Here is a 23,908-nt window from a genome sequence, read left to right as displayed (position 1 = left end):
TAGGTTGAGTACGAAAGTGCTCAACCTTAAAACAGGATTTTCACAATAATTAGATAGCATTGATTATGGCTAGAAATAATGAAAAGAGTACAGAACAGAGGTTTGATAAAATCTCTATAGGTTTAGCTTCCCCGGAATCCATTTTAGCGGCGTCCAGAGGAGAAGTTCTAAAGCCTGAAACTATCAACTATCGTACGCACAAGCCTGAGCGTGACGGGTTATTCTGTGAGCGAATTTTTGGTCCTGTTAAGGATTATGAATGTGCCTGTGGAAAATATAAAAGAATCCGATATAAAGGGATTGTATGTGATAGATGTGGGGTAGAGGTTACAGAGAAAAAAGTACGTCGTGACCGTGTGGGTCACATCAACTTGGTTGTACCTGTAGCACATATCTGGTATTTCCGTTCTTTACCAAACAAAATAGGATACTTATTGGGTCTTCCATCTAAGAAATTAGATATGATCATTTACTACGAACGTTATGTAGTGATCCAAGCAGGTATTGCAAAGAATGCTGAAGGGGAACCAGTAAAAAAGATGGACTTCTTAACAGAAGAAGAATATCTTGATATATTAGACAGCCTTCCGCAAGAAAATCTTTATTTGGACGATACAGATCCAAATAAATTTATTGCAAAAATGGGAGCTGAATGTTTGATAGATCTTTTAAAAAGAATAGATCTAGATGAGCTTTCTTATGATTTAAGACATAAAGCGAACAATGAAACTTCTAAGCAACGTAAAACGGAGGCTTTAAAAAGACTTCAAGTTGTAGAAGCTTTTAGAGATGCAAATAAGAATAGAGAGAACCGTCCAGAATGGATGATCATGAAGGTTGTGCCAATTACTCCTCCAGAACTTAGACCTTTAGTGCCTTTGGATGGTGGACGTTTTGCAACTTCAGATTTAAATGATCTTTATCGTAGAGTAATTATACGTAACAATCGTTTAAAACGATTGATGGAGATTAAAGCTCCAGAAGTAATTCTTCGTAACGAAAAACGTATGCTACAGGAATCTGTAGATTCGTTATTTGATAATACAAGAAAGTCTTCAGCAGTAAAAACAGATTCTAACAGACCATTGAAATCCCTTTCAGATTCCTTAAAAGGAAAACAAGGGCGTTTCCGTCAGAACTTACTTGGTAAGCGTGTGGATTATTCTGCTCGTTCTGTAATTGTTGTAGGACCAGAATTAAAAATGTTTGAATGTGGTATTCCTAAGGATATGGCTGCAGAACTTTACAAGCCTTTCGTGATCAGAAAACTGATTGAAAGAGGAATTGTAAAAACTGTGAAGTCTGCTAAGAAGATCATAGACAAGAAAGAACCAGTTGTTTGGGATATTTTAGAGAATGTACTTAAAGGTCATCCTGTATTATTGAACAGGGCTCCTACGCTTCACCGTTTAGGGATCCAGGCATTCCAACCAAAACTTATTGAAGGAAAAGCAATCCAACTTCACCCATTAGCGACTACGGCATTCAACGCCGATTTTGATGGGGATCAAATGGCAGTTCACTTGCCACTTGGACCAGAAGCTATCTTGGAAGCTCAACTTTTAATGTTAGGTTCTCACAACATCTTAAACCCTGCAAATGGATCGCCAATTACGGTTCCATCTCAGGATATGGTACTTGGTCTTTATTACATGACCAAACTAAGAGTATCTACAGATGAAGTGAAGATTAAAGGAGAAGGACTTACTTTTTATTCAGCAGAAGAGGTTATTATCGCTTTCAACGAGAAAATGGTAGATCTTAATGCTTCTATAAAAATTAGAACTTTAGATTTAAATGAAGAAGGAGAATTAGTTAAGAAAATCATTGAAACCACTACTGGTAGAGTATTGTTTAATGAAACGGTACCTGCTAAGGCTGGATACATTAATGAAGTATTAACTAAGAAATCTTTGCGTGATATTATTGGAAAGGTATTGAAGCTAACAAGTGTTGCTGAGACTGCTGAATTCCTTGATAACATTAAAAACTTAGGGTATAAATTTGCCTACACAGGTGGTTTGTCATTTAGTTTAGGTGATATTATTATCCCAGAAGAGAAGCAATCAATGATCGATGAAGCCAACGAACAGGTGGAAGGAATTATTGGTAACTACAACATGGGTCTTATTACCAACAACGAACGTTACAACCAGGTAATTGATATTTGGACTGCTACCAATGCTGGACTTACAGAATTGGCTATGAAGCGTATTCGTGAGGATAACCAAGGATTCAACTCTGTGTATATGATGCTTGATTCTGGTGCGCGTGGATCTAAAGAACAGATTCGTCAGTTAACCGGAATGCGTGGATTGATGGCTAAGCCTAAGAAATCTAACTCTGGTGGAGGAGAAATTATTGAAAACCCGATTTTATCTAACTTTAAGGAAGGTCTTTCAATCCTTGAATACTTTATCTCAACTCACGGTGCTCGTAAAGGTCTTGCCGATACTGCACTTAAAACTGCCGATGCGGGTTACTTAACTCGTAGATTGGTAGATGTTTCACAAGATGTAATTGTAAATGAAGAAGACTGTGGAACGTTAAGAGGAGTAGAAGTTACACCACTTAAGAAAAATGATGAAATAGTAGAATCTTTAGGAGAACGAATTGTAGGAAGAATTTCCTTAAATGATGTTTATAATCCTTTGACTCAGGAACTTTTAGTTTCTACAGGAGAAGAGATCTCTGAAGAAGCTGTTAAAAAAATAAACGAAGCTCCTATTGCAAGCGTTGAAGTAAGATCTGCTCTTACTTGTGAGGCTAAAAAAGGAATTTGTGTGAAATGTTACGGTAGAAACCTTGCAACCAATAAATTGGTGCAACGTGGAGAAGCTGTAGGAGTTGTTGCTGCTCAATCTATTGGAGAGCCAGGAACGCAACTTACACTACGTACCTTCCACGTGGGTGGTATTGCAGGAAACATTTCAGAAGAAAACAAACTTCTTGTTAAGTTTGGTGGTATTGCAGAAATTGAAGATCTAAAGGTTGTTAAAGGTGAAGGTCCAGATGGAACTATTACTGATATCGTGATCTCTAGAACTTCAGAACTTAAAGTGAAAGATAAGAAAACTGGAGTTGTGTTAAGTACTAATAACATTCCTTATGGTTCTCAAATCTTTATTAAGAGTGGCGATGCTGTTAAACCTAATGATATTGTTTGCCAATGGGATCCTTATAACGGGGTGATCATTTCAGAATTTGCTGGTAAGATCAAGTACGAGAATATCGAACAAGGATATACCTACCAGGTTGAAATAGATGAGCAAACCGGATTCCAAGAAAAAGTAATTTCAGATTCTAAGAACAAGAAAATGATTCCGACCTTACTTATTTTAGGTAAGAAAGATGAAGTTATTCGTTCTTATAACCTACCAGTAGGGGCTCACCTTATGGTAGATAAAGATGAGAAAATCAAGGTTGGTAAAATTTTGGTTAAAATACCAAGAAAATCTTCTAAAGCTGGGGATATTACAGGAGGTCTTCCACGTGTAACAGAATTATTTGAAGCACGTAATCCTTCTAACCCTGCAGTTGTTAGTGAGATTGATGGTGTAATTTCTTTTGGTAAGATCAAAAGAGGTAACCGTGAGATCATCGTTGAGTCTAAATTAGGAGAAGTTAAAAAGTATTTAGTTAAACTTTCTAACCAGATCTTAGTTCAAGAGAACGATTATGTTCGTGCGGGAATGCCATTATCTGATGGATCTATTACTCCAGAGGATATCTTAAGTATTAAAGGACCAAACGCTGTTCAGCAATACTTGGTGAATGAAGTACAAGAAGTATATCGTTTACAAGGGGTGAAGATTAACGACAAGCATTTTGAGGTTGTTGTTAGACAAATGATGCGTAAAGTAAGAATCGTAGATTCTGGGGATACTATTTTCTTAGAGAACCAATTGATTCACAAGTCAGATTTCATTGAAGAGAATGATAACTTATTTGGATTGAAGGTAATTGAAAATCCAGGAGAGTCTACTAAACTTAAAGCGGGTCAACTTGTAAGTGTTCGTGAACTAAGAGATGAGAATTCATCTTTAAGAAGAGAGGACAAAGAACTTGCTACAGCTAGAGATGCGGTTAATGCTACAGCTACACCAATTCTACAGGGTATAACAAGAGCTTCCCTACAAACTAAATCATTCATCTCTGCAGCTTCCTTCCAGGAAACTACTAAGGTATTGAATGAGGCAGCGGTAGCCGGTAAGATAGATTACCTAGAAGGACTTAAGGAGAACGTTATCGTTGGACATAAGATCCCTGCAGGTACTGGAATGCGTGCTTACGATAACATAATTGTTGGTTCTAAAGAAGAGCTTAATGATATGATGGAGAAAAAGCAGGAAGTAAACTATAATTAATTAAATTCATTTCCTGTTTTGCTGAAGAGTAAGACAGGAGATAAATCATAAGAAATCTGCATTTTTTGACGCTTCGGCCGATTGAATGCAGATTTTCTTATTTTAGACAAAACTATAGAAATTATGAGTGATGATAAAAATGCAAAACAAGGGCAAATCAATATAGAATTGGATGAAAAAATAGCCGAAGGAATCTATTCCAACTTAGCTATTATCAACCATTCGGTATCAGAATTTGTGGTGGATTTTGTAAGTATAATGCCTGGAACACCAAAGAGTAAGGTGAAATCTAGAATTATATTAACTCCACAACATGCTAAGAGATTATTGAAAGCGTTGGGAGATAATGTAAAGCGATTTGAAAAAGCACATGGAGAAATAAAAGATTACGAGCAGCCACCAATCCCACTGAATTTTGGACCAACTGGGCAGGCTTAATCTGTCACCTAGAACGTATAGATAGCTATCGGTATGTCGAAGTTTAAGAGAAGAGAATATAACCCATATTTCGACAGGCTCAATATGACACTCAAATCATAAAACAAAAAACCCCGAAGAAATCTCTTCGGGGTTTTTATATATTTTAAAAAAGCTTTTAAAATTCCGATACTAAATGGAATTTTATGCTTGGATATTTAGATTGAGTCATTTGTAAAGAGAACTGTGAATCTGCAAAGAATACCAGTTGACCTCTTTTATCGTGAGCTAAGAATTTTGCTTTCACTCTTTTAAAGTCTTTAAATTCTTCGCTTTTTGGATCTTTTACTTCTACCCAAGTAGCTTTATATACATTTACGTTCTCATAGGTACATTTAGCACCATACTCATGTTCTAATCTATATTGAATCACTTCAAATTGTAAAGCTCCTACAGTTCCTATCACTTTTCTATTATTCATTTCTAAGGTGAATAATTGCGCAACCCCTTCATCCATTAACTGATCTATTCCTTTCTCCAATTGCTTGGATTTCATAGGATCTGCATTGTTAATATATCTAAAGTGTTCCGGGGAGAAACTTGGAATACCTCTATAATGAAGTACTTCTCCTTCAGTTAATGTATCTCCAATTTTAAAGTTTCCAGTATCATGTAATCCAACGATATCTCCCGGGTAAGAGATATCTACAATTTCTTTCTTTTCAGCAAAAAAGGCATTCGGACTTGAGAATTTTAGATTTTTCCCATGTCTTACGTGTAGATAGGGTTTGTTTCTTTCAAAAATTCCGGAGACAATCTTTATAAAAGCCAAACGATCACGATGCTTTGGGTCCATGTTGGCGTGGATCTTAAATACAAATCCGGTAAACTGTTTTTCGTTTGGCTCTACGACTCTTTCTTCACTTGCTTTTGCACGTGGAGTAGGAGCTATACTTACAAAACAATCCAGTAATTCTCTTACTCCAAAATTATTAAGCGCCGAACCAAAAAAGACGGGTTGTAAATTTCCATCTAAATAAGATTTATTATCAAATTTCGGATAGACTCCATCTATTAATTCAATCTCCTCTCTTAAAGTGTCTGCAGCTTTAGAGCCTAATAGCTCATCTAATTTTTCGGACTTTAGGTCGGATATTTCGATTGTATCTTCAATGTCTTTTCTAGGATCTCCTGTAAATAGATTAATATTCTTTTCCCAGATATTATATATTCCTTTAAAGTCGTAACCCATTCCAATAGGAAAACTCAAAGGAGTAACTTTTAAGCTTAATTTTTGTTCTATTTCATCTAACAATTCAAAAGCATCCTTTCCTTCACGATCCATTTTATTTATAAAAACGATCATTGGAATATTTCGCATTCTACATACTTCTACCAGCTTTTCTGTTTGTTCCTCTACACCTTTTGCAACATCTATCACCACAATCACGCTATCTACAGCTGTCAAGGTTCTAAAGGTATCTTCAGCAAAATCCTTATGCCCAGGAGTATCAAGAATATTTATTTTAATACCGTCGTATTCAAAAGCCAAAACCGAGGTTGCTACAGAGATACCACGTTGACGCTCGATTTCCATAAAATCACTTGTAGCTCCTTTTTTGATCTTATTAGATTTTACCGCCCCGGCCTCCTGTATAGCACCACCAAAAAGTAAAAGCTTTTCAGTTAAAGTGGTTTTCCCGGCATCTGGGTGAGAAATAATGCCAAATGTTCTTCTTCTTTTTATTTCGTCGGTAAATTTCATATGCTTCTTTAAGGCTGCAAAGATAAAATTTTTGATCTAGAAAAAGGAATTGTTCTTGGATTTGGATTTTATTATTTAAAAATGAATTTAGCGTCCTTAGCTCCTAATTTTCCTATGATTTGGTAAGGCTATTTTGTATTTTTGACATTCAATTTTAGCTATGACAGAAGAAAAAGTGATCTTGGTAAATCAAAAGGACGAACCTATTGGTTTAATGCCGAAGATGGAAGCCCACGAAAAAGGACTGTTACACCGTGCATTTTCAGTATTTATATTTAATGAAAAGAATGAATTGATGCTTCAGCAAAGAGCATTGTCTAAATATCATTCGCCAGGATTATGGACCAACACATGTTGTAGCCATCAAAGAGAAGGTGAAACTAATATTGAAGCTGGTAAAAGACGTCTTCAGGAAGAAATGGGTTTTACAGCAGACTTAGAAGATACGATATCCTTCATTTATAAAGCTCCATTTGACAACGGTCTAACAGAACATGAATTTGATCATATATTGGTTGGAAATTTTAACGAGGAACCAATGCTAAATCCTGAAGAGGCTGAAGCATGGAAATGGATGGGATTAGAAGAAGTTTCAGAAGACATGGAGAATAACCCTGGAGTGTATACCGAGTGGTTTAAGATCATATTCGATAAGTATTATCAATCTATAAAACGATGAAAGTAACTGTACATAGGAAGGCACATTTTAATGCTGCACATAGGTTATATCGGAAGGATTGGGATGCTCAGAAAAACCAAGACATCTTTGGGAAATGTAGCAACCCAAACTTTCATGGTCACAACTATGAATTAATTGTGTCTGTTAAAGGAGATATAGACCAAGAAACAGGCTTTGTAGTAGATATGAAGGTTTTAAAAGAGCTTATTGCCTCAGAAATAGAAGAATATTTAGATCACAAGAATTTAAATATTGAAGTTGAGGAATTTAAGCAACTTAACCCCACTGCAGAGAACATTGCAGTAGTGATTTGGAATAAATTAAGACTTAAAATTAAAGAAAACTTAGAACTTAGCGTAACTTTATACGAAACCCCTAGAAATTTTGTAACCTATAAGGGAGAATAAATAGGTTTAAATGTAGGAGATTCAATTTTTGACATCTGTATTCCCGATGAAAACGGTGAATTTTTCAAGTTGAATAAATTTACGGGAAAACGAGCATTGATTGTTTATTTTTATCCCAACAACTTTACACTAGGTTGGGTTAAGGAAGCAAGTGATTTCCAAGATAAGTATGAAGATTTCATAGCGCAAAATGCTAAAGTTTTCGGGATAAGTTCCAATTTTGAATTTTCACATAAAAATTAAAATCCAAATATCAATTAGCCTTTACATTTTTATTAGGCAAAGTTAGAAAAGCAAGTTCAGCTGTTAACGTAAAAGCTTCACTCCTAGGATTTCTTCTAGGTCTAGAAATTTTTTTGTTTTATGTTAGAGGAATGTTCAACATGGAATACAACGAGCTAAATGCAGCTTTTTATAATAAAAAAAGCATTTAATAAATTAAGATTTTAGCGAATGAATAATGAATTATATCTTTTGAAATTTGATCCTATACTCAAGGAAAAGATATGGGGTGGGAGTAAGTTAAATTCTTTATTTAATAAAAAAACTAAATCTAATAAAACAGGAGAAAGTTGGGAGATATCAGATCATGAAGATGATATTTCTATAGTTTCTAACGGACCATTAAAAGGTAAATCTCTTCAATATTTATTGAAGGAATACAAGGAAGAATTGGTAGGGAAGGAAGTGTTTAAGAACTTCGGAATTAAATTCCCCTTGCTAATTAAATATATAGATGCCGCTGAAAATTTATCTATACAACTTCATCCAAACGATAAGATCGCAAAGGAAAAGCATAATTCATTCGGGAAGACTGAAATGTGGTATATCATGCAAGCAGATAAAGATGCAGAACTTATTTTAGGATTTAAGGAGCCTATTTCCAAAGCAAAATATGTAGAACTAGTAGAGCAGAACAAGCTTCCAGATTCTTTAAATAAGGTAAAGGTAAAAGTAGGAGATGCTTTTATAATTCCTCCGGGTTTAGTTCATGCTATTGGGAAAGGAGTGGTGTTGGCTGAAATTCAGCAGACTTCAGATGTCACATATCGAATATATGATTGGGACAGAAAATCTGAAACAGGTGAAAAAAGGGAGTTGCATACTGCATTAGCATTAGAAGCCATAGATCTTTCCAGTGAAGATGGACATAAAATAGATTACACTATTCAATCCAATACGACTTCAAAAATAATTGCTACAAATTATTTTAAAACGAATATTATTGCTGTGGATGGGGAAATAAATGAAGATTATAGTGAAAAAGACTGTTTTATTATACTCATGGGAATAGAAGGGGAATCAATTATTAGTCTTGAGAATGGAAATTCTGAAATTTTAAAACCGGGAGAAACCCTATTAATACCCGCTTCAAAGCCAAATATCAAAATAAATAGTTCAGGAGCAAAAATTTTAGAGGTAAGTGTGTAGTATTATTGGAAAATAGATTAAATTCGCAACTTAAAATTTAGAAAATATGGCAAGTAAGAGATTGTTAAAAAGGGATGTGAATTATGTGATGGGAGATATTATTGAAGCTGCATATATCCACCAATTAGCAGATCCTAAGCAAGACCCTAAACAAACTGAGGCGATTGTTGATGAAGCTATCGTTGCTTTTGATGGTTTGATCGCTAAGATCAATCAGAAAAATGTTGAAGACAAGAAAAAACATTTTAAAGGTATAGAGAAAGAACTTGAAACTAAAGCTAATGCTTTGGTAGAAAAGATCAATAAATTATAATATTTATTAGACGCCGATGTAGCTCAGCTGGCTAGAGCAGCTGATTTGTAATCAGCAGGTCGTGGGTTCGAGTCCCTCCATCGGCTCTAAATAAAAAACCTTTCTGAAAAGAAAGGTTTTTTTGTTTTTTAATATTTCCGAAGATCTTAGTGGTCTACATCTAATTCTAATAATTTGGAACACTTTTTCTGAACTTTTTTAAATTCAATTTCATGTTCAATAATGTCTTTGTTCCAAAAAGGGATCATTTTAGATAGTTTTCCTTGCGCTTCTACCGATTCTATTTTTTCTGGAAAGGCATGTTGAATTACTTCCAACATGATATTTACCGCAGTGGAGGCTCCAGGGGAAGCACCTAATAGAGCTGTGATAGATCCATCTTTGCTGTGAACTACATCTGTTCCAAATTCTAATACACCGCCTTCTTCCTCATCCTCTTTAATTATTTGTACTCGTTGTCCGGCAACTTTTAACTCCCAATCGTCAGATTTGGCATCTTTTAAGAATACTCTTAACTCGTTCATTCTATCTTCATGAGTCATGCTTACCTGCTGAATAAGGTATTTAGTTAATGGTAAGTTGTGCCAGAAAACGCCCCACATTGATGGCAGATTGTCAAAATTAAGAGATTTAAAAAGATCTAAATAAGAACCTTGCTTTAAAAATTTTGTGCTGAAACCTGCGAAGGGTCCAAAAAGTAATTCTTGGTTACCTTTAATATGTCTGGTGTCTAAATGTGGTGTAGACATTGGAGGTGCATCTGGACCGGCTTTGCTATAAACCTTTGCATGATGTTTTTTAATAACTTCACTATTTTTGCAATACAACCATTCTCCACTTACAGGAAAACCTCCATACCCATCTTTCTCATCTATTTCTACCTTCTGCAGGAGGGGTAGGGCACCACCTCCAGCTCCAATGAACACGTGTTTTGCATTATAATGTACATGTTCATTGGTATTAAGGTTTCTAACCTTTGCCAGCCACTCTACTTGAACGTTAGGATCTATATCTACAACTTCATGGTTAGTTGTCACCGGGGTATCAAAATGCTCCTCAAGAATCTTAAAATAGGTTTTGGTAAGGGTTTCAAAATCCAAGCCTGTGCCCAATTCCATTCTGGTGGCAGCCATAACTTCACTAGGGTCTCTATTTTGCATTATTAGAGGAAACCATTGCTTTAATTTCTCTTGATCCTCAGAAAATTTCATGTTTTCAAACATAAAATGGCTACTCATTTCTTGGTAGCGTTTCTTTAGAAAGGCTACATCTTCCTTTCCTCTAACCCAACTATGATGTGTTACAGATTGAATAAAGGATTTTGGATCTTTTAAGAGTTTTTGTTCTATAAGGTAGGACCAGAATTCTTTTGATTGTTCAAATTGAGTGAAAATTGAAACAGCTTTTGAAACATCTATTTCTCCATTTTCTTTTTTTGGAGTATAATTTAATTCGCATAATGCAGAATGACCTGTTCCAGCATTGTTCCAAGCGGCAGTGCTTTCTTGTGCCACTTTATCCAATCTTTCCAATATAAGAATCTTGGAACTTGGATCTATCAGTTTTATCATCAATGCTAGTGTAGCGCTCATGATGCCTCCGCCAACACAAATAAGATCATAGGAAGAAACTGAAGGCGTATTTTCTTTCATAAAGGATTTTTCCTAAAGTTAAGAAACTCATTTTTTACAAATGTTAAGCAAAAAATAAAAGATGCTTTCATTATAAATGAAAGCATCTTTTAAAATAAAATTTAAAAAACAGAATAGTTATTGGTCTTCTACCTTTTGTTCTAATTTCTCGTTTTTCCGACGTTCCTTCAAAAAGGATTTTAGATCTTTTCCGTATTTAGATTTTTTAACTTCTGGGGTAAGAGAAGAATAAATAGTGTCTAAATATTTGATATTTGCATCAAATACTTCAGATAATGCTAAATATGGTGCGATCTCTAAATCTTTGTTATTCACAGCATAATTAACTGTAAATAAATAGCGTCTTTTAAGTAATCTATCAAAATCTTGATTTGTAGAAAGGATTAATTCTTCATTTTCATCTCGCTGCGCCTCAAAATTCTTCTGAATTAATTCTAAATTCTTATCATTAAAGCGTCCCATCATCTTTTTATAATCCATCAGTTTTTCCTGATTTGTTGAACCTACCACCTTTGCATCAACTTCAAAATTCTTTAAGGTTGTATTTATGGTAACTTCCCCAGCTTCTGCAAAAAAATCGATACGATCATTATAAACAGTATTATCTACTTTATCTAGAAAAAGATACATAATTTGAGGGCTTTCAATATAATCGCCTAATTCAAAATTTGCATCTCCATCTATCATCACAGAATCTACATTTACCAATAAGGTATCTTCAATTTTCTGTAAATAAATGGTTCCTTTTTTTAATCCTTTAATATGACCCTTTATAAATAAGTTGTTTTCCTTATCGGAACATGCAGTAATACTCATGATTATGAGCAATAAGAAGCTAATTTTTTTCATCAATTCTAGTTGGAAGGTTTGAGGGCAAATATCTTATTAATTTTCATTTTATACTAACTCGCAGCGGCCATTTGCATAAGAATTGTGCACAAAATTGCACCATAAGTTCCTACCACATATCCAAAGACAGCTAATAGTACTCCAACAGTTGCCAATGAGGGGTGAAATGCTGCAGCGACTACCGGTGCGCTAGCTGCGCCACCAACATTAGCCTGACTTCCTACTGCAAGAAAGAAGTACGGAGCTTTAATTAATTTTGCAACTAAGATTAGAAGGGCTGCATGAATTGTCATCCATACTAATCCAATAGCAATAAGTCCAGGATTTTCAAAAACCATGGTTAGGTCCATTTTCATTCCTATCGTAGCTACCAACATATATATAAATACACTTCCTATTTTACTTGCACCCGCGCCTTCATAAGACTTGAATTTAGTAAAAGAAAGTATAATTCCAATTGCAGTTGCAATAGAGATCATCCAGAAAAAAGAGGAAGAGAAAGATGACAATGCGCTTTTACTATCTGTGAAAACTTCAAAGTTATTGGTAAGAAATGCTGAAATCCCATCTGCTCCCCAATGTGCAATTCCTACGGCACCAAATGCTAATGCTAAAAGGATCATTATATCTGCAAGAGAAGGATTTCTTGTAACGCTCTCTGCATAAGAGGCAACTTTATTTTTAAGATTCACAATAGCCGAATCATCTGCGCCAAGCCATTTATCAATTCGTTCATTTCTACCTATACCAAATAAGATAAGAGCCATCCAAAGATTCGCTACTACAATATCCACAAGTACCATCCCACCATATAGATCTGGATTATATTCATAGATCTCTAACATAGCAGCTTGATTTGCGCCACCACCAATCCAGCTTCCGGCTAAGGTGGATAAGCCTCTCCAAACAGCATCTGGTCCAATTCCTCCTACAGTTTCTGGGGAGAAAAATGAGATAAGTAGAATTGCTATAGGTCCACCTATAATAATACCCACGGTCCCTGTAAAAAACATGATAAGTGCCTTTGGGCCTAAATTAAAAATGGCTTTTAAATCTATACTCAAGGTCATTAAAACTAAAGAGGCTGGCAATAGATATCTACTGGCTATAAAATACAGCTCGGAAGTTTCATCTGATATTATATTTAAGGAATTAAATATTGCTGGAATCAAATAGCACATTAATAGTGCAGGAACTATAGAATAGAATTTTTTCCAAAAACCTTCTTCTTGAGAAGAGGTTAAAAATACAAACCCTAATGAAACCATTAAAATTCCTAATACAATGGCATCGTTAGTGAATAGGGGAGCGTTTTCCATGAATTATTTTGTTTGCCCGGCAAAATACAATTTTTATTAATTTAAAGCAGAAAAGACAACAAGGTTTACCAATTTTCCAATGGGATTAATTTCTGTAAACTTTTTGCAACTCCATCTTCAATGCTTAAGGCTGTGATATGGTTGGCTACGAGTTTAGCTTCCTCTCTTGCATTTCCCACAGCGACTCCAAAACCTACATGATTTAACATCTCCACATCGTTATAATTATCTCCATAAGCAATTACATCATTCAAAGTGAAATTAAAATGTTGCTCCAATAGATATTTAATCGCTGTAAGTTTAGAAATACTTTTAGGCGAAATTTCTAGATATGTAGATTTAGATCTATACAGATGAAGATCTTTGGGATATTCTTTGCTAAGAAATGCTACAATTTGATCTATTTGATCTACCTCGCCCATAGCCATAATCTTATGGGCACCTTTACTTTCAGTTTTCCATTTAGCTATAACATCTTCCCCTATTTTTACATTTGGGGAGATTTTAGTATTATTCTCTTCTCTCTTAGCCCAATAGTCCATTGAAGGAACATACCATTCGTCATTATGATATAAACTTAAATGACAATTTAAATTAGTGTTCCATTTGTTTAAATGCTCTATAATGTTAACAGGGATCTCGGTAGTACTTACGGTTACATTATTTACAATAATTAAACCTCCATTATAACTTATTATTGGAAGCTCTTCTATTTCTAATTCCTTCTGAAGATGCCTCATTGCTGCTGGCATTCTAGCTGAAATAAGAATGAATGGGATTTTATTCTTTAATTTCTTTATTTCTGAAATGGTCGAAACAGATAACTGTCGTTCCTTATTTAATAAGGTTCCATCTATGTCTGAAAAAATTATTTTGTATTTCATTTAATTTTCCTCTTTCTTTTTGGGTTGCCTTTTGGCTTCCTTCAATGCTTTAGAAAGCATATATTCTATCTGTCCATTGGTACTTCGGAAATCATCCGATGCCCATTTCTCGATAGCTTTAAGCATATCTTCATTTAACCTTAAGGCAAATGCTTTCTTTTTACTCATTTTATTTAACTGACTTTATAAAATCTACCAGGCTTGGAATTAATTCTGGGTGCAATGGCCTATTGGGTTCATTATAAGATTTGGTGTTCTCCAAGTTATCTCCATCGATCTTCCTAAAAACATGATTCATTTTATCTAATATTACAAGTTTTGAATTTGGATTCGCTACAGCTAATAAATTAGCCTCAGTAGTGTCTACTTGAATGTCAAAACTTCCATTAACAATAAGAATAGGCATTTCTAGTTTTGCAATTTCTTCTGTAGGTTTATATTTTATCCATGATCTCATGAAGGGCTGAACGCTCGGCCTAAATACAGATTGTAATAATGGATTATAATTTGAGGTTTTTCCTTTTTCTTCTATTTCTAAAAAGGCGATTTTAGCGTTTTCAGCTAAGCCTTCAGATTGTTTCGATAACTGGTCTACAATGATCTTATCTATACTTCTACCAGCCCCTGCAATAGAAATAAATGCATCTGCTTTCTCTATAGCAGCAAGCATTCCTATAAGTGAACCTTCACTATGCCCTGCAATGATTATTTTTCCATATGTTTGCTTGGCTTTAAAGTGATCTAAAATATCACTTACGTCCTTTACGAAATCTTCTATACTAAGCTCTTCTTCACGGATCTTAAATTTATTCATTTTAAAGATTCGCTTGTCAAATCTATAAGTTGCAATTCCGTTTTCGGCTAGTTGTTTTGCAATGAGTTTAGAACCATCATTTTTCATCATAAAGCCATTTCCATTCCTATCTGTAGGACCAGAACCTTGAATTAAGATTACAAGATCGGGATGCTTTACAGCTGCCGGAAGGGTTAAAGTACCATCAATAAATTTATTGATAGATTCTTCACTTTCAATTATAGAGTCGTTTTGCGAGAACCCAAGATTGAAAATAAATAAGGTTAAAATAACTAGGTGCTTTTTCATGATTTTTAAGGAGAATTTAATGTTTTAATTTTTCAGTATATTTTTTCAAAATTCGTTCTGCATCGTGAGGTTGTTGAGTTCCTATTAAGAAATGCTTCTTTTCCTTGGTTACAATTTGGATGCCATAGTTTCCAGACACATTATAGGCTTTAGCTTCTCCTAATCCCTTAACTCCCCATCCTCCGTATTCTGATAAGGGCGCATATTTTCTAACATAAACCTTCTCTATTTCCGACCACTTATATTTTTTTTTGAAAAAAGCAATAGGATGAAAACTAGCAGTTATACCCGAGGCGTCGATTTTAGTTCTTAATTCTAACATTATAAAACCAGCTATAACAATTGCAACGATAATTGTGGAGAAAACTAAGGAAGAATCTACTTCGTTAATTGTAAAACCATTGGTGTGGGAATATAGACTCACTAATAACCCTGCTACAGTTGCTCCTAATATTACTATTAACCACCATTGCCTGAATTGCTGCTTTTCTACAAAAACCCGCATCTTAATGATTTAAAGTACCCGCGTTAACGATGGGAGAGGCATCTTTATCTCCACAAAGTATAACCATTAGATTGCTTACCATTGCGGCTCTGCGCTCGTCGTCTAAATGGACAATGTTTTTCTTGCTTAATTCATTTAATGCCATTTCTACCATACTTACGGCACCTTCAACAATTTTGTGTCTAGCTGCAACTATTGCAGTAGCTTGTTGTCGTTTTAACATTGCACTTGCAATCTCATTAGCATAAGCTAGGTAACCTATTCGCGCTTCTAGAACTTCAATTCCCGCGATATCTAACCTTTCTTCTAATTCTTTTTCCAAAGCTTCACTTACCTCATTTACGCTGGATCTTAAAGTAATATCTTCTTCTAAACCTTCATCTGCAAAATTATCATAAGGATACATGCTGGCAAGTTTTCTAACTGCTGCATCGGTTTGTACTACTACAAAATTTTCAAAATTATCTACATCAAAAGAAGCTTTAAATGTATCCTTTACCCTCCACACAAGAATGGTGCTTATCATTATTGGGTTTCCCAATTTGTCATTTACTTTTAATCGTTCACTGTCAAAATTTCTAGCTCTTAAGGAGATTTTGGTTTTCGTGAAGAAAGGATTTACCCAAAATAGTCCATTGTTTTTTACAGTTCCTTTGTATTTACCAAAAAGCAACAATACTCTAGATTCATTAGGGTTTACTAAGATTAATCCAGGAACAAGTGCAAGAGTGGCTAAGATTAAAATAAGGAACAAGGGCATCTTCATGGTTATAAGTCCAGCTGCACCTATTATTAATAAAAGTACAATTAGAGAGAGCATGACATAACCATTGGAAGGAGTTGTTGTTTTTTCGTTGGAATCCATAATAGAATTATTAGAAGTGATATTAATATGATATCATAAATATATTGTTTTAAACTTAAATATGCAAATCAAAAATTAACAATGAAATTATATTAGGTTATATATATTTGTAAAAAATGATCTATGAAACAATTAATATTATCAGTCTGTTTTTTATTTAGTATTTCTGTTGGATTTGCAGGAGATAATGACTGGGGACAAACAGGGCACAGAGCTACTGCAGAGATTGCCCAATCTTATCTTAGTAAAGATGCTAAAAAGGAGATCGCAAAATTATTGAATGGTAAAAGCCTTGCTTTTGTTTCCACATTTGGAGATGAGATAAAAAGTGATTCTGAATACAGAAAATATGGCCCATGGCATTATGTGAATTTACCTGAAAATGCTACCAAATATATAGTAGATGATGCAAATCCTGATGGAGATTTGTTAATGGGAATTAGAAAATGTGTTGAGGTATTAAAAGATAAAAGTTCCTCTAAAGAAGAGAAAGAATTTTATTTAAAAATGTTAGTTCATTTTATTGGAGATCTTCATCAACCTCTTCATACAGGTAGAGGAGAAGATAAAGGAGGGAACGATATTCAAGTGAGATGGTTTGGTGATGGATCTAATCTTCATAGAGTTTGGGATAGTGAAATGATAGATTCTTATGATATGAGCTATACTGAAATGGCAAGAAATACTAAAGTTCTTTCAAAAGCACAAACAAAAAGTATTGCCTCTGGAACTTTTGAAGACTGGATGTATGAATCCAAGAAATTAAGCGAACGCGTATATGCTTCAGCAGAAGTTGGTGAAAAATTAAGCTATAGGTATATGTACGATTGGTTTCCTGTTGTTGGAGAGCAACTCCAAAAAGGTGGAATCCGGCTTGCTCAAGTATTAAACGAGATTTTTGATTAGTAAGATCTTTTTGGAATCTTTTATAGAAAGTAAAGAATTAGATCGGCCGCAATAATATGCGGCCGATCTAATTTTATTTTTAGCAAAAACCGTTAATAGTCTAATTCGATCTAATAGGAATAGTTTAACTTATTAATTAATATATTGTTCTAAATGTCAGGTTAATCCGTGGTTTAAAAGATTTCTTTGTTTTAGGTAGTTGATGTTTCCAAAATTCCTGAGTGCCTCCTTTCATAATAAGTAAGCTTCCATGTTCTAAAGGGATCTCATATTTTAAATTAGGCTTAGACTTATGTTTAAGTTGAAATTTCCTTACTGCGCCTATGCTTACAGATGCAATTATTGGATTCTTGCCTAATTCTTTCTCATCATCTGCATGCCAACCCATACTATCGTTTCCGTCTCTATATAGGTTTGCCAAACAATGAGTAAACGTATATCCCGTAAGTTTAACTATTTCAGCATATAAAGTATGGAGTTCGTTAGAGAAGGGCAGAGGGTCTAATTTTAGTCCTGAATATGAGTAGGGCTGAGAGTTTAAAGCATATAAAGTAGTTAATCTTGGTTGTGGAATTGTTTTACCAAAAATTTTAATTGAATATTGTTCCCATTGTAGGCTATTCAAGAGGGATTCCAGATAGAAATCCGCCAATTCATCATTTAAAAAGTTTGGAAAATACTCGAGATTGGCATCTGTAAGGGTTATTTCGGAATGTTTATGATTAGAATTCATTTTAAATGGAAAAATAAGCCCACCAAATTAATACAAATTGTAATGGAAGACGAAGAATTAATGCCCAAACTGGAATCCCTGCACCTGCCTTTTTAGAGCTGAGCATATAAAAATGAACCAGTAAAAATATTAATAACATTAAGATTATTCCATAAATGGCGAGAATTTTAGTTTCTTCAAAAAGTAAAGCAATTGCCAAAATGATCTCTGCAGCCCCACTTAGATAGACTAAAAGTTTATGCTGAGGTAAATATCTAGGCATAATTCGTAAATATGCTTTTGGTTTGACAAAATGAAATATTCCTGCTAGAAGATACATACTAGCCATTAAAAGAAAGTGCCAAGGGTAATTCATGAGCATTAATTGATGGTTGAAAGTATGCTCAAATTAATTAAAATGTTTGCACAAATCTCTCTTAATTAAGGAATACATTCTTAATTCTAAAAAAAAAATATTTTTTTTGCCTAATTAATTAGAATAGAGTAACTTCCCGCACCCATTCTATTTAACTTAACCATTGATTTATTTGAAAAAAAATTACTTTTTTCTACTTTTTATCGCCTTTTTCTCTGGGAATTTATTTTCTCAGGAGGAGTCTTATGAAGATAAATATCTAGACTCTCTTTTTGTAATTTCTTCTGCATTTCTAGACAATTTCAACCATAAGGAAGCTATAGAGCATTCTATGGAATTAGAGAAAGATGCTAAAAAAAGGAAAAATGATCTATACAGTTATAGAGCTCATACCATATTAGGATATAGTTACAATGATCTTAACGATACAATACGCGCATTAAAGCATTATAATTATGTTTTAGATTATGCTAAGAAATTAGATGATCCCACATATTTAATGAGCGCATATAATAATCTTGGGAATATTTTTTCTGAAAATGAAAAAACTATTCAAAAAGGGATAGATTATTATCATCTTAATTTAGATCTCGCTAAAGAAAAAAATATTCCTGAGCAAATTCTTATTGCGAGGGTAAATATTGCATGGACTTATATAGATAATGAAGATTACGATAATGCTTGGATATATTTAAGTAAGGGCTTGGAGATGGAGCAAAGCTTTGATGATGCAATTCGTTTTTCACATCTCAACTTTCTTGCTGGAAGATATTACATGGCGAAGAATGATCTTAATAAAGCAAAAGAATATTTCGAAAAATCGGCTGCTGTTGTAAGTCAAGAAAGCTTGGTACTAATAGGCGGAGTTGTTTATAATGAATATTCGAAACTTTTATTTAAAGATGGACAGTATAAAGAGGCTTATGAAGCATTAGAAAAATCTAAAGAATATAATGATAGAATATATCAGACTGAAAAGTTAGAACAAATCCAGATTGCCAGTGCAAAATTTGATGTTGGAGAATATCAACGGGATCTAGAAATTGCAAGAAAGGAGCAATTATACAAGGATGGATTAATAGAGAAGTCTCAAGAACGAATGTATGTCTTAATAATCGCGTCCATAATTCTAATAGTTATCATAATTCTTGTTTATAGAATTAATCTTTCTAGGAGAACATTGATCCAAGAATTAAGTGAAAAAAATGAAGAATTAATAGCGGCAAAAGAAGAAGCAGAGCGTCTTACCAGACAAAAGACAAAGTTCTTTTCTACTATTAGTCATGAGTTGCGAACTCCACTTTATGGTGTAATAGGGCTTACATCTATACTTATGGATGACGAATCTCTTCATAAACATGAAGAAGATCTTAGATCTTTAAAATTCTCAGCAGATTATTTATTGGCTTTGATAAATGATGTACTTCAAATGAATAAAATGGAATCTAATCTATTAGATTTAGAGCCAATGCCTTTCAATTTGAATGAACTAATGAGAAGTATTGTGAAATCCTTTGAATTTACCCGACTTCAAAATAAGAACACCATTCATTTAGAGCTTTGTCAGGAAGCAAAATCTAATTTAATTGGAGATAAGGTTAGACTTTCCCAAATCTTGATGAATCTTGTTGGGAATGCAATGAAGTTTACAGAGCGAGGAGATATTTGGATCAAGACTAAACTCACAAAAAGTTCAGAAAAAACCTCCAAAATTTATTTTGAAATTAAGGATAATGGTTCAGGGATTTCTAAACATAACCAAGAACTTATCTTCGAAGAATTTTCTCAATTACAATCTTCTAATTATAATTATCAAGGAACAGGTTTAGGTTTACCAATAGTCAAGAAGCTGTTGGTTTTATTTGATTCTGAAATTAATCTTATAAGTGAAGAGGGAATAGGATCTACTTTTAGTTTCACAATTGAATTTGAAAACGGGGAGGCAACTAATGATCTTGATCAGAACTTAGAGAAACATGTCTCGAGTATAGATTCTATTATATCTTCAGGAGAAAAGAGAATTCTAGTAGTGGACGATAACAGAATAAATCAGGTAGTGACTAAAAGAATACTTGAGCAGCAACAATTTGTTGTAGATATTTGTGATAATGGAGTTGATGCTGTTGAGCGAGTAAGGAATCATGGTTTTGAGATGGTGCTCATGGATGTAAATATGCCGGGTATCTCAGGACTAGAAGCAACCAAAAGAATTAGAGAATTCAATAAACATATTCCTGTTATTGCTCTAACTGCAATGGAAATAGATGAAATTAGAGAGGAGATCTATGAGTCTGGCTTAAACGATATCATCGTTAAGCCATATGATACTGCTAGATTTTATCAGGTTATCTTCAAAAATCTCCCATCTAAAATTTTAAGTTAATTCTATTTTTCTATAAGTTTAGAATCTTCTGGTTTTTCGAAAAGTTTGTCTTCAGCATTAAAAAACACAATGTTGCTAAGAGTAGCTTCTCCTATTTTTTCTCCAAAACCATCTTTTAAGTTCCAGTTATGGAAAGACCATTTAGTTGCAACTGGGATCCCATTGATCACTTCGTAATCTGAATATACAATACCATGTGGATTTTCTTCAGCTTTTGCTTGATCTCCACTTCCAAAAGTTACAATATATCCAGCACCATGCAATAAGCCGGTTTCTCTTTCCTGGTAGATCACATACCAATCGTCTGGAGCATCTCCAATATTTTCGCCAAATGTGAGCCTTCCAACATCAAAGTTATTTCCACTCATTTTTACAGATTCTAAGGATTCCCAATTAGTTCCCGGATCAGTCAATTTAAATGGGATAGAAAAGAAATATTGCCAAGTGAACATATCGAATCTTGCACCTTTTTCATCAGCATCTGCAGGGCATAAATACACTTGATTCCCATCGAAGATCAATTGAGTGTTATTGTTTTTATCTACTCTTATTTTAGATGAATTTGTAAGACTGGTAATTTTTCCATTCAACCTTTCTTGGCCATCAAAAGTAAGAGAAATATCAAAAGATACGGCTCTGTTTTTGCTCCAATCTGCTTTATTATGTGCGTTTTCTATACCTTGGGCAAAAGCAACGGCAGGAGAAACAGCGCCATCTCCAATTCCACCATCAGGCTCGGTCATTATAACCTCCTCGGCAGGAGTTTCTTTATTTTGTTCGTCTTTACAGCTTATTAGTAACAGCACAGTAAATAGAAGAATTAAATTTTTCATAGTTTATTTTTTGTTTAGGTCTTTAAAATTACGAAAGCTTTCATGAATGCTTATAAAAAAACCGTTTAGTTGCTTTTACACAAACTAAACGGTTAAATAGATATTGTTTAAATATGATTATTTCACCATATCGAAACTCCTCTTAATAAAAGCAGTTAACTCTTCACCTTTTAATAGGTTCTGAGATAATCTTGCTAAATCTAAAGATTGTTTAATTAAACGCTCCTGTTTCTTTTCAGTTTTAGAGTTTAGAATTTCAGAAATTAATTCATGGTTAGTATTCACAACCAAATTATACATTTCTGGCATATTGCCCATTCCAAACATTCCACCACCACCGGTTTGTTGCATCTCCTTCATTCTTCTCATGAATTCTGGTTGCGTGATAATAAGTGGAGAAGCATTACTATCCATAGCTTCTAATTGAACAGTATATTTTCCTGCTGGAATCACTTTTTCGAAATCTGCTTTTAATTTCTCTTTTTCTTCTTCAGAAAGTTTAGAGATTTTCTCTTCTTCTTTTTTGATAAGATTATCAATATTGTCTCCATCCACACGTACAAAAGAGATCTTTTCTTTACTTGATTCTAATTTCTGAATTAAGTGAGAAACAATTGGAGAGTCCATCAATAGAACTTGATATCCTTTATCCTTTGCAGCTTCAATATAGCTGTGCTGTGCATCTGTATTAGACGCATATAATACTATTAGATTCCCATCTTTATCTGTTTGGTTATCTTTTATTTTCTCTTGAAGTTCTTCAAAAGTAAAGTAGGTATTATCTACAGTAGGATACAATGCAAACTTATCTGCTTTTTCAAAGAATTTATCTTCTGAAAGCATTCCGTATTCTATAACGATCTTAATATCGTTCCATTTCTTTTCGAAATCTTCTCTGTTATTGGTGAAAAGTGCTTTCAGCTTATCTGCAACTTTTCTAGTAATATAACTAGAGATCTTTTTCACAGCACCATCTGCCTGAAGGTAAGATCTAGAAACATTTAATGGAATATCTGGAGAATCTATAACTCCACGTAACATAGTTAAAAACTCTGGCACGATCCCTTCTACATTATCTGTTACATATACTTGGTTCTGGTACAATTGGATCTTATCCTTCTGCATGTTCATATCCTGACCCATTTTTGGGAAATATAAGATACCGGTAAGGTTAAAAGGATAATCTACATTTAAGTGGATGTGGAATAAAGGATCCTCAAATTGCATAGGATACAACTCTCTGTAAAATCCTTTATAATCTTCATCTTCCAGATCTGCTGGTTGCTTTGTCCAGGCTGGAGTTGGATTGTTAATGATGTTATCTACTTCTACAGTTTCTGGTTTTGCATCTTTTTCTGCATCCTCAGGAAGTGGTAATTCTTCTTCTTTAGTTCCGAATTTAATTGGCACTGGCATAAACTTGTTATACTTAACAAGTAATTCACTTATTCTCCCTTCTTCAAGAAACTGGCTATCTTCTTCATTAATATGAAGAATGATCTCTGTACCCCTTTCAGTTCTATCAGATTCTTCCAAACTAAAATCTGTAGTTCCTTCACATACCCAATGAGCAGCAGGTTCGTCTTTATAAGACTTAGTAAAGATCTCTACTTTATTAGCAACCATAAAGGCAGAATAGAATCCAAGACCAAAATGTCCTATTATTCCACTATCCTTAGCAGAATCTTTATACTTTTCTAGAAATTCTTCAGCTCCAGAAAATGCAACTTCATTAATATATTTTTCAACCTCATCCTTGGTCATCCCAACTCCTTGGTCTATCACGTGAAGGGTTTTATTTTCCTTATCTATTTTAACTTCGATCTTAGGATTTCCATAAGCCACATCTATCTCACCAATACTAGTAAGGTGCTTTAATTTTAAGGTAGCATCTGTTCCATTAGAAATTAACTCTCTTAAAAAGATCTCATGATCACTGTATAAAAACTTTTTTATTAAAGGGAAAATGTTTTCTACAGATACATTAATTTTTCCTGTTGCCATATATCAAAAATTTTATTGAATTATTACTTTCCATACTACTGTCAAAAAAAATACCAAGACCTGCTCGCTGACAAACTGACACTTGTAATGTAAATATTCCCTTTGCGTCTAATAATTAATGGCAATTAGATGACATTAA

22 protein-coding genes and 1 tRNA gene are annotated in these 23,908 nt (G+C 34.0%); 10 read left to right on the top strand and 13 right to left on the bottom strand.

Features of this window, described 5'->3' with window-relative positions:
* The first annotated feature begins 65 nt into the window (after positions 1 to 65).
* Positions 66 to 4,367, top strand: coding sequence for a DNA-directed RNA polymerase subunit beta' (gene rpoC, locus BC962_RS10395; RefSeq protein ID WP_121345929.1), 4,302 nt, complete (start codon positions 66 to 68; stop codon positions 4,365 to 4,367).
* A gap of 123 nt (positions 4,368 to 4,490) precedes the next feature.
* Positions 4,491 to 4,805 (top strand): DUF3467 domain-containing protein, encoded by a 315-nt coding sequence (locus BC962_RS10390; protein WP_121346064.1) that lies wholly within the window; start codon positions 4,491 to 4,493, stop codon positions 4,803 to 4,805.
* Between the two features lie 157 nt (positions 4,806 to 4,962).
* On the opposite strand, the gene BC962_RS10385 is transcribed toward BC962_RS10390, so the two are convergent.
* On the bottom strand, positions 4,963 to 6,549 hold the full coding sequence (locus BC962_RS10385) for a peptide chain release factor 3 (RefSeq protein ID WP_121345928.1): 1,587 nt from the start codon (positions 6,547 to 6,549) through the stop codon (positions 4,963 to 4,965).
* Between the two features lie 160 nt (positions 6,550 to 6,709).
* Here BC962_RS10385 and idi point away from each other — a divergent pair, with 160 nt between their 5' ends.
* The 6 genes from idi (at position 6,710) to BC962_RS10355 (ending at position 9,465) form a co-directional block, all read left to right on the top strand.
* On the top strand, positions 6,710 to 7,228 hold the full coding sequence (gene idi, locus BC962_RS10380; RefSeq protein ID WP_121345927.1) for an isopentenyl-diphosphate Delta-isomerase: 519 nt from the start codon (positions 6,710 to 6,712) through the stop codon (positions 7,226 to 7,228).
* Entirely contained in the window at positions 7,225 to 7,635 is a 411-nt protein-coding gene (locus BC962_RS10375; protein ID WP_121345926.1) for a 6-pyruvoyl trahydropterin synthase family protein, read from the top strand. Before idi ends, BC962_RS10375 begins: the two co-directional genes overlap by 4 nt.
* A 69-nt stretch (positions 7,636 to 7,704) precedes the next feature.
* The gene (locus BC962_RS16645) at positions 7,705 to 7,878 is read left to right on the top strand and encodes a redoxin domain-containing protein (protein WP_394337511.1); all 174 of its coding nucleotides are present in this window, start codon (positions 7,705 to 7,707) and stop codon (positions 7,876 to 7,878) included.
* 210 nt (positions 7,879 to 8,088) lie between these two features.
* Entirely contained in the window at positions 8,089 to 9,066 is a 978-nt protein-coding gene (locus BC962_RS10365; protein WP_121345924.1) for a type I phosphomannose isomerase catalytic subunit, read from the top strand.
* A gap of 46 nt (positions 9,067 to 9,112) precedes the next feature.
* Positions 9,113 to 9,379: a hypothetical protein gene (locus tag BC962_RS10360; protein ID WP_121345923.1), complete on the top strand. Its 267-nt coding sequence runs from the start codon at positions 9,113 to 9,115 to the stop codon at positions 9,377 to 9,379.
* A gap of 12 nt (positions 9,380 to 9,391) precedes the next feature.
* Positions 9,392 to 9,465, top strand: a tRNA-Thr gene (locus tag BC962_RS10355).
* Between the two features lie 60 nt (positions 9,466 to 9,525).
* On the opposite strand, the gene mqo is transcribed toward BC962_RS10355, so the two are convergent.
* The 8 genes from mqo to BC962_RS10315 form a co-directional block, all read right to left on the bottom strand.
* Positions 9,526 to 11,031, bottom strand: coding sequence for a malate dehydrogenase (quinone) (gene mqo, locus BC962_RS10350; protein WP_121345922.1), 1,506 nt, complete (start codon positions 11,029 to 11,031; stop codon positions 9,526 to 9,528).
* Between the two features lie 117 nt (positions 11,032 to 11,148).
* A complete protein-coding gene (locus tag BC962_RS10345) occupies positions 11,149 to 11,880 on the bottom strand; it encodes a DUF4369 domain-containing protein (protein ID WP_121345921.1) in 732 nt (243 codons plus the stop codon).
* 53 nt (positions 11,881 to 11,933) lie between these two features.
* Positions 11,934 to 13,199 (bottom strand): DUF819 family protein, encoded by a 1,266-nt coding sequence (locus BC962_RS10340; RefSeq protein ID WP_121345920.1) that lies wholly within the window; start codon positions 13,197 to 13,199, stop codon positions 11,934 to 11,936.
* A gap of 65 nt (positions 13,200 to 13,264) precedes the next feature.
* Positions 13,265 to 14,083 (bottom strand): HAD family hydrolase, encoded by an 819-nt coding sequence (locus tag BC962_RS10335; RefSeq protein WP_121345919.1) that lies wholly within the window; start codon positions 14,081 to 14,083, stop codon positions 13,265 to 13,267.
* Positions 14,084 to 14,251, bottom strand: coding sequence for an Arc family DNA-binding protein (locus BC962_RS10330; RefSeq protein ID WP_121345918.1), 168 nt, complete (start codon positions 14,249 to 14,251; stop codon positions 14,084 to 14,086).
* A 1-nt stretch (position 14,252) separates the two neighbouring features.
* A complete protein-coding gene (locus BC962_RS10325; RefSeq protein ID WP_121345917.1) occupies positions 14,253 to 15,185 on the bottom strand; it encodes an alpha/beta hydrolase in 933 nt (310 codons plus the stop codon).
* A 16-nt stretch (positions 15,186 to 15,201) separates the two neighbouring features.
* Positions 15,202 to 15,690 (bottom strand): hypothetical protein, encoded by a 489-nt coding sequence (locus tag BC962_RS10320; protein WP_121345916.1) that lies wholly within the window; start codon positions 15,688 to 15,690, stop codon positions 15,202 to 15,204.
* A gap of 1 nt (position 15,691) precedes the next feature.
* Positions 15,692 to 16,555, bottom strand: coding sequence for an SPFH domain-containing protein (locus BC962_RS10315; RefSeq protein ID WP_121345915.1), 864 nt, complete (start codon positions 16,553 to 16,555; stop codon positions 15,692 to 15,694).
* Between the two features lie 123 nt (positions 16,556 to 16,678).
* Between BC962_RS10315 and BC962_RS10310 the strand changes: the two genes are divergently transcribed.
* Positions 16,679 to 17,461 (top strand): S1/P1 nuclease, encoded by a 783-nt coding sequence (locus tag BC962_RS10310; RefSeq protein WP_121345914.1) that lies wholly within the window; start codon positions 16,679 to 16,681, stop codon positions 17,459 to 17,461.
* A gap of 136 nt (positions 17,462 to 17,597) precedes the next feature.
* Here the strand turns inward: BC962_RS10310 and BC962_RS10305 are convergent, their stop codons facing one another.
* Positions 17,598 to 18,194 (bottom strand): alpha-ketoglutarate-dependent dioxygenase AlkB family protein, encoded by a 597-nt coding sequence (locus BC962_RS10305; RefSeq protein WP_121345913.1) that lies wholly within the window; start codon positions 18,192 to 18,194, stop codon positions 17,598 to 17,600.
* 1 nt (position 18,195) lies between these two features.
* Positions 18,196 to 18,549 carry a DoxX family protein gene (locus tag BC962_RS10300; protein ID WP_121345912.1) on the bottom strand — a complete coding sequence of 118 codons (354 nt, stop codon included), beginning with the start codon at positions 18,547 to 18,549 and terminating at the stop codon, positions 18,196 to 18,198.
* Positions 18,550 to 18,721: 172 nt separating this feature from the next.
* Here BC962_RS10300 and BC962_RS10295 point away from each other — a divergent pair, with 172 nt between their 5' ends.
* Entirely contained in the window at positions 18,722 to 20,932 is a 2,211-nt protein-coding gene (locus tag BC962_RS10295; protein WP_245984138.1) for a tetratricopeptide repeat-containing hybrid sensor histidine kinase/response regulator, read from the top strand.
* Positions 20,933 to 20,934: 2 nt separating this feature from the next.
* Here BC962_RS10295 and BC962_RS10290 read toward each other — a convergent pair whose 3' ends face one another.
* Both BC962_RS10290 and htpG read right to left on the bottom strand, forming a co-directional pair.
* The gene (locus BC962_RS10290) at positions 20,935 to 21,765 is read right to left on the bottom strand and encodes a hypothetical protein (RefSeq protein WP_121345911.1); all 831 of its coding nucleotides are present in this window, start codon (positions 21,763 to 21,765) and stop codon (positions 20,935 to 20,937) included.
* 117 nt (positions 21,766 to 21,882) lie between these two features.
* On the bottom strand, positions 21,883 to 23,769 hold the full coding sequence (gene htpG, locus BC962_RS10285; RefSeq protein WP_121345910.1) for a molecular chaperone HtpG: 1,887 nt from the start codon (positions 23,767 to 23,769) through the stop codon (positions 21,883 to 21,885).
* Between the last annotated feature and the right edge of the window lie 139 nt (positions 23,770 to 23,908).

This window comes from Gillisia mitskevichiae, assembly GCF_003634585.1.
Taxonomy (GTDB): domain Bacteria; phylum Bacteroidota; class Bacteroidia; order Flavobacteriales; family Flavobacteriaceae; genus Gillisia; species Gillisia mitskevichiae.
This window is presented reverse-complemented; position numbering and strand designations above follow the sequence as displayed.